This is a genomic window from Geminicoccus flavidas, assembly GCF_009806515.1.
GTDB classification, from domain to species: Bacteria; Pseudomonadota; Alphaproteobacteria; order Geminicoccales; family Geminicoccaceae; genus Geminicoccus; species Geminicoccus flavidus.
The window spans coordinates 1-7321 of the sequence record NZ_WUJP01000909.1; the positions used below are offsets into that span (position 1 = coordinate 1).

At 62.5% G+C, this 7321-nt stretch carries 5 protein-coding genes and 1 tRNA gene; 1 reads left to right on the plus strand and 5 read right to left on the minus strand.

Annotated elements, in window-relative coordinates; genetic code table 11:
- Positions 1-374: 374 nt before the first annotated feature.
- The 3 genes from EQG76_RS26095 to EQG76_RS26105 all read right to left on the minus strand — a co-directional run bounded on the left by EQG76_RS26095 (position 375) and on the right by EQG76_RS26105 (position 4740).
- Positions 375-1550, minus strand: a complete 1176-nt coding sequence (locus tag EQG76_RS26095) for an AAA family ATPase (RefSeq protein ID WP_159717726.1) — start codon at positions 1548-1550, stop codon at positions 375-377.
- On the minus strand, positions 1543-2928 hold the full coding sequence (locus tag EQG76_RS26100; protein ID WP_159717728.1) for a PriCT-2 domain-containing protein: 1386 nt from the start codon (positions 2926-2928) through the stop codon (positions 1543-1545). Before EQG76_RS26100 ends, EQG76_RS26095 begins: the two co-directional genes overlap by 8 nt.
- Before the next feature lie 558 nt (positions 2929-3486).
- Positions 3487-4740, minus strand: a complete 1254-nt coding sequence (locus EQG76_RS26105; protein ID WP_159717730.1) for a tyrosine-type recombinase/integrase — start codon at positions 4738-4740, stop codon at positions 3487-3489.
- A 107-nt stretch (positions 4741-4847) separates the two neighbouring features.
- Between EQG76_RS26105 and EQG76_RS26110 the strand changes: the two genes are divergently transcribed.
- Positions 4848-4962: transfer RNA gene (locus EQG76_RS26110), tRNA-Arg, on the plus strand.
- A gap of 331 nt (positions 4963-5293) precedes the next feature.
- On the opposite strand, the gene EQG76_RS26115 is transcribed toward EQG76_RS26110, so the two are convergent.
- Both EQG76_RS26115 and EQG76_RS26120 read right to left on the minus strand, forming a co-directional pair.
- Positions 5294-5548, minus strand: coding sequence for a helix-turn-helix domain-containing protein (locus EQG76_RS26115; RefSeq protein ID WP_159717732.1), 255 nt, complete (start codon positions 5546-5548; stop codon positions 5294-5296).
- Positions 5545-7185, minus strand: coding sequence for a hypothetical protein (locus tag EQG76_RS26120; RefSeq protein WP_159717734.1), 1641 nt, complete (start codon positions 7183-7185; stop codon positions 5545-5547). The genes EQG76_RS26115 and EQG76_RS26120 overlap by 4 nt, the downstream gene beginning before the upstream one ends.
- Positions 7186-7321 lie beyond the last annotated feature (136 nt).

The following is a 7321-nucleotide window of genomic DNA, read 5'->3' on the forward strand; positions in this document are numbered from 1 at the left end:
GACGCCGGTCCCGCCCGACCATGCCCAGCTCGCCGGCCAGCCGATGCAGATCGTCGAGGGCGCGGTCAGGGTGGCGCGGCAGAAGGGAGACCAGGGAGACGACCCGGGCGTGCAGGCTGATCTGGTCGTCAAGATCGAGCAGGAAGGCATTCATCGCGCTACCCCCTCCCGCCGGTGCGCCAGCGCCTCGATCTCACCCCATCTGCACACCGGTCGAGATCCACACTCTGGTCCCGATTCCCCCCGGCTGCACGCTGCACACTGGTGTGGCTCCCTATAGGGAGCCGACACCGGTGTGCACGTGAGCCCAGCTGCTGCACGACGGTACCGAAGTGCAAAATGCACACCGGTGTGCAGACCCCTGTGCACCCCGGTCACGCGAATTCCTCCGCCTCGATCGGCTCCTCTTCGGGCTCCGATTCCGCCTTCGGGGTGGTGCGCTTGAGGCCGTAGATGGGAGCCCGATTGCTCCGGCGGCCCACCTCCTCGTTACTCCTGATAAGGCCTTCGTTCAGGAGCACGTTCATCACCGTGGCGAGCTGCTTCACGGTGCACCCGTCGTTCAGGCCGGCGTCGACCATGACTTTTGGCGCGTAATTCCCAGCCCGCTCAGAGTGCGAGACCGGCCTGCCTTGAGCCGTCAGCCGGTCCAGCGCATCGAGGAACGCGGCGCGCGCCTTGCCCTGCGCCATCCTCTCGGCGACCTTCTCGCCCATGGTCCGGGCCGCTTCGTCGACGGCGTGAGAGACTCCGTACTCGTCGACCACGACCTCCTTCCGGAACCGCTTCGAGTAGTTCGACTTGTCCAAGACGAAGACGCGTTGGACCTCGCCGTTGATCTCCTCCTCGGCGAGGAAGCAACGAGCGCGCACAGTGCCATCCCAGGCCGTCGAGCCTGAGTATTTCGCGTCGGACTTCGGGGGGTGCGACAGGAGGAGGACCGTGCCGTCGATCTCCTTCGCCATCCTGCGTAGGGCGTTGACGTAGAAGGTCACCTGCGCCCGGTCGTTCTCGTTTCCGCCGAAGGTTTGCGCGGTGGTATCCACGACCACGAGACGTGCACCGAGGTGCACCGAGGTGCACAGGAGATCGTCAAAGGCGGGAGTCGTGGTCAGATTGCCGGCAGCGTCGAAGGCGACCAGCTGATTGTCCTCACCGTCGCGGGCCAGGAAGTGCGTTTCGCCCAGCGGATCATCGCACTGGCCCATGCTGCGCTCGATCGAGGCGTGGCGCCGGTGCAGCTCCGGCAAGTCGTCCTCGCACGAGTAAACCAACGTGGAGCAGGGGTGCGTGGTCAGGCCGAGGAAGGCCGCGCCGGTGCGGAGGCATTCGGCGAGCTGAAGGGTCAACATGGACTTTCCGACGCCACCCTTGCCGGTAAGCAGTACGACGGTCCTGGTGGGTAGCAGGCCGTCGATCAGGAATTCCCGTGGCTCTGGCTGTGTCCCGGTGATCGAGCTGGCCGACGTGGTGGTGAGCACCCTGCCGGCGCCAGTCCAGCCCTTGCCGTCCATGAAGTCGTTCGCGGCTCCGGAGGAGAAGTCAGCCATGCGCGTTCTCCTCATTCAGCTCACGGGCGAGTCGGAGGAGCTGGTTCCAATTGGAAAGGGCGCCTCCCTTGCTGATGAGATCAAAGTGTCGACCAGGATCACCGAAGGAGGAGGCGCCTGCCCATTCCATCCAGATGGCCCGGCCGCGCTCGCCGAAGGCCGCATGGATGGCCCGGCAAACCGAGTTCCATTCGGGATAGGTGCGACCGGCCGGGCTGATGGTTTCCAGAGCCCGGAGGACTGACTCGGCCTCCTCACGGGTGCGGACCGTCCTGCATGACGGTGTGGCCTTGCGGCCAGCGCCTCGCCGGAGGTTTCGGATCAGGCCGGCAGCTGCGCCTGCGGCAGCGCGTTTTCCCTCGTTGAAATGGAGACCGCTGGGAGGCTGCCAGCCTGCCTGCATGGCGAGGTGATAGATCGAGCCGGCGCCCTTGGAGTGCGGCTTGAGGCTCCTCCAGATAACCCAGGTATCGCACTTAGTGTTGTGCTTGGCAGACTGGGCTGAGAAGTCTCGGAAGAGTGGCCACCCATCATCGCCGAGGCTGCCCTTGAGTGAGTAGCCGATACCTATCCACTGGTCATAGGGCAGATCGTTGTTCTTGATGAAGGCCATGGCCTTGGCGACTGCCTCAGGATCGCCGCGTAGACCCTCAGCCGACCCGGCACCGCCAATGCCATCGCCCAGGGTCGACGGGCGCGATTCGTCCGGCAGTTCCTGGAAGATCGCTTCGATGCTGGCTCTGGCCTGCTCCTCGGTGATTCGGGGAAGGTCGTCGCGGTGGATCTCGACCAGATCGTCCAGAATCCAGGCGTAAGGGCGGCCGGTACCCGGATGGACGTGGTAGGCGCAAAATTGGTTGCCGACGCCTAATCCCTCAATCGGATGCCGCTTGATCGGCCGGATCGGCTCATCACAACCATAGACGAGCAGGCATTTGGGTGCCTGTCCGACCCGGATCGCGGTGGTGTCACCGAGCATCCGAAAGGCGCGCTGCTTGGCCGTCTCGACCATCTCCATGTCGTGAAGATCGAGATCCAGCGCGAACACGTTCTTGCAGATGATGCCGGCTCCGGTGCCGGGCCATCGTTCGCACCAGTAGCGGAATTCGAGATCGGTTGGCTCACGATCGGCAAAGCGCATCCAGCCGCGCATGGGCCGCCATATGCCGGCGGCGTACTCGCCAGGAAACTTCTTTCCAGGAGGCAGCGGAACGACTCGGTAGCCCTGATCGACCAGACGCGGGCCGACCTCGCGCATGAAGTTGCGGAGCAGAGCCTGGGAGACTTCCCTTTCTGTTGCTGTATCGCTATTATTTTCCGCATCGAGTTCTTCTTCGAAGGCCGCGCCATCCCCGCCAGGGTGGGCGGCCTTTTCCATGTCTAACACGGCAAAACTCCCAATCGATCATCGGAGTTTTGCTCCCTGGCGCCCACCTATTGATGGCGGGTCGTTCGTTGTGATGCAGGCGTGCGGCCGCTACGCGCCGCTAGTCGGCGGCGACGTCTTCCTCCTCAGCCAAGCATTTAAGTCGCTAACACGCACACCAATCCTGCGGCGTGACAACTGAACTATAGGAAGTTGGTGCCGGATATCACGATAGAAATTCGAGGTACTGACGCCCAGAAGTTGTTCTACCTCTTTACGAGGAAGAACGCGGTCAACCAAACCCACGTGCCCCGGACCGGCGCCGGCACCCGACACTTCAACGCGAATACTCTTATTCGACATGGTTACGATTCCTTTAGTGGCACCTCCTGCCGATTCATTCGGTTGGCGATGGCTCTATGTTTCCCACGAGCAATCATAAATGTGCAAGAGAAAAATTTGGTTCATATGAAAGTAAATTTCAGTAAATATCGCATTGATTAAGAAAGATCTACGCGTCCACAAGAATATGCGGAACCTGCATTTTTTGAAGAACTCTATAAAGATGTCTCACCCGACGGAATGTTGTGCAACAATACTGTCAATGTGGTCGGCCCATAGCTGGAGGGCCGCCTTCTTCTGGGGTCGCCGCTTGCTATGATTGTATACGGCGCTGATCCCGCCTCGGTGGCCGGAGACATGGTTGACGATCAGCTCAACTGTGCCGGGATCAACGTCTATTTCGTTCAGGTGGGTGACGAAGCTCCGCCTCAAGTCGTGAAGTGTCCAGCCGGCCAGTGAATCGGAGGGGTCGGGCTTCTCGTCGTCACGAAGCCGCCGACCTAGCCGCTTTTCCGCATGCAGAACGCCCAGTCGCCGGTCCAGAGCAGCCTTGGCCACGGTCCATCCGGAGAACGGGCCAGCGCGGCGGCCGAAAACCAAATCGCGCTTGGGGTCGCGGTCGGCGACACGCTTCTGCAGTAGGCGCATGACCTGAGAGGGCAGGGGCACTTCGTGGGCCAAGCCATTCTTGGTACGGGCGGCCGGCAAGACCCACAGGGCACGATTCAGATCCAATTCGGACCACGCCATGCCGGCTACTTCATTCTTGCGCTGGCCCAGGAGAATCAACAGCCGAGTGATGTCGCGGAAGTCAGGATTCCCCCCCTCCAGCGCCTGCCAGACGTGCCGCAGTTCATCGATGCTGAGGACCCTATCGCGCTTCGTTTCGGCGCCAGGGGAAGCGGTGCCGATGGTCGGGTTGGCTTCGCACAACCCTTGCCGCATCGCCCATGAGTAGAGCGTAGAAGTCGCGGCTCGCACCCGGTTCGCCATGACCGGGCCGCTGGTCTCGACCAGCTCCTGGAATCGTTCCGCCAGCTCCCTGCGGCCGATCTCTTCCGCCGGACGGTCGTGCAGGGGCTGCATGTGGACATCTAAGGACCGGCGAGTCTCGACCAGAGTCTTGGGCCGCTGATGCTTCTCGGCATAGTTCGCGATGAAGCGGGCGATCAGGTCGCCCAGCAGAAGCTTCTTCGGCGCGCTGGCCTTGGCTGCACGCTCGGACAACGGGTCGCCGCCGTCACGGACCTTGGCAATAAGGCGAGTAGCTTCAGCTCTAGCCTCCCGTAGTGTCATGGCCGGCACATCGGCCACCACCACTTTCCGCCGCCTGCCGCCAGAGTCGTAGCGGACCACCCATGTACGCTTGGTCCCCTGGAGCCGGACATAGAGTCCCCGGCACCCCTCATCGGCGACGAACAGCTCATTCTTCCCGGCAGGTAGTGCGAGCCGATCTACCTCTCGCTGGGTCGAGAATCCCATGACCGATGCTACCTTCTGATGGTCCCTTAGGGACCAACCAGGGACCAAAGCGCTGGTACCTAGAGGGTCCCTAGGGCAACTCGTGAACACGTCAGTCAGAAGGTGTAGCGAGAAAAGCTGCTGAATTCCAGTGTCTTAAGTTCTCAGATGTTCCCGCAAGGTGTCGTCTACATCTGACTACGGATCAGAAGGTTAGGAGTTCGAGTCTTCTCGGGCGCGCCAATCTCTTCAAACACTTAGCCCCTCAGCGCTCACCAGGCTTCGGCCGCTGGTGAGCACATGGTGAGCAAATCCCGCTGTGGATGCTCGGACATAGAGCCGCCGGTGCCATAGCTTCGGTGTCGTTTCGCTGCTCCTGCTGCCCGTGTGGGCCTGCTGGTGAGCTGGCTCAGGGTCTCTCCGACCTACTTGCATCATGCCACTCGCGCGCACGCATGCCTGCTACCCCCGCTACCTTTTGCTACCCTTCGGCTTCCGGGGGAGCACGACCGGCCATTAACGGAGAAAGGGGAGGCGGGGCCGTTCTGCACGACAGCCGCCACCTCCATCCGTCTCAGGCGACTTTCGGTGCCGATCGGTCCGAAGCATTCCGATACGCTTCGAGCCAAGCCATCGCGTCGGTTCCGGCGATCACGGTCCGCCGGCCGATCTTGGTCGCCCGCAGCCGCCCCCGGGCGATCTCGTCGAACACATGGGACCGGCCGACACCGAAGGCCTCGCAAAAGCCAGGGATGTCGTAGGCAGGGCGGACGACCACGCTCATGCTCGGGCTTGGCGCATCCGCGGCAGCCGGGTGACGCGAGGTCATGCCGGCTCCAGGCAGATCGGGAACTCCTGGCCCTCCTGGTAGAGGACCGACCAGTTGCTGCCGGCGTTGGTCGACGTCTGCGCGTGGTTGCGCCGCTCCCAACCCTCCAAGCCGGAGCCATCGTCCAGGCACGGCCAGACATTCAGCGGGTAGATCGGAGAGCGGCCGGTGCCACGGGTGCGGTTGAACCGATTGCCCATGCCGAGCGCGTCGCCGATCCAATAGCCGCTGGTGGACGAGTTGTTCTTGTTCCGCAGTTCCAGGGCATAGTGGTAGCCACGCTGGATCCGGGCCTTGGTCGGCAGGGCCGCGCTCATCCAGGGGCGGACGGCAGAGCCTGGATTACCGTGAGACTGGTTGCCCCACATGTTGTTCGAGGGGATGTTGACCTGCTTGGCGACGCTCTTCGGGAAGTCAAACCATCCCATGAACTCGGAGTTGATGCCGGCAAAGCCATTGGCACTGAGCGCCTCCGGAAAGGCATGGCTGCTCGTGTTCTGCGGTGCGCGCACGAGACGGCCCTGTAGGCCCTGCTCGGTGCCACTAAGCCGGCAGCAATGTACCCACGCCCGAACGAACTCCTCATCATAGCCTGGCGTTGGCGTCCATTGCTGGCGGACCCAGTTGTTGCCGACGATCCGGGTGAAATTGTCGCTGTTCCCGCGGGTCATGCAGCCGGCGTTGCCGAAGATGATGCCGCTGATGGAGTAATTGACCGCCGGGATGCGCCGCCAGTCACGCCCGCCGCCGCTGTTATACATCGCCAGATGCGGGTCCATTGGCATCGAGATGTCGGACACCCCGAACATCGGGTTGTGCATGGCCATGAACTGGTTATCGTGTGTATGATTGCTGTTCGGGCTACTAACGATGTTCTTGTAATGGACGAGGTAGACCTTGTCCTTGACCACCGGAATGCCGATGACCGTCAGGTTGCCGTTTGCGTCCTTGCTCTTGAACGGCACGATCGGCCAACCGGTGCCGTAGTAGAGCGTCCGGCTAGTATGGCTGGACGGCATCGGATTGGCCATGTCGGCGTCGTAATCGGCCTCGCCTGGCTTGCCCTTGCCCCAGTTGCTGCCCCGCTGCCCCGCGCGCGTCTTGGTGTTGTAGCTCTGCCAGTAGGCACCGGCGGTGCCGACCATGACGCCGTCCGACGCGCTCTGGCTGTTCCCGTAGGAGTTGATCCAGCCGCTCGCGCTGTAGCGCGGGCTATCCAGGCCATCGAACCCTCCGACGATCCGGCCAGGCCAGAAGTTGCCGCTCTGACCGACATAGGTGCGAGTCGTGTTGGTCAGGCAGTTCGAGGCGTTCGGGTCGTCGATCTCATAGACCCAAAGCTCGTAGTTGCCATAGTTGCCGCGGGCGTGGCGATCGCCCCACTCGCCGTTCGGCCGAGCGCCCTGGCTGTACCACGACCACCATTCCAGCATCCCCGTCATGGGCGCGGTGAACTGCCAATGGTAGCTGTGCCCGCTCATATCGCCGAACTGCGCGCTCGGGATATTCCGCCCGAGCATCCGCGCCCACTTGGCGATGTTGCTGGTATCCGGCTGCGGACCAGGATCCGGATCCGGATCGCCACCTGCCGATAGCGTGAATGGCGATGACGAGGTGAGCAGGAACCCCGACAGCATCACACCCCTCCCAGAAGGGCCGAGGTGATCTGCCCGATGACGTGCCCTGCTGGCTCATCTGAATGGGCCGAGGCTGCAGCTGCGTAGTTCTGGGAGAGTTTTGGCATGGATAGCAGTCAGTCCAAGTGAATGGCCA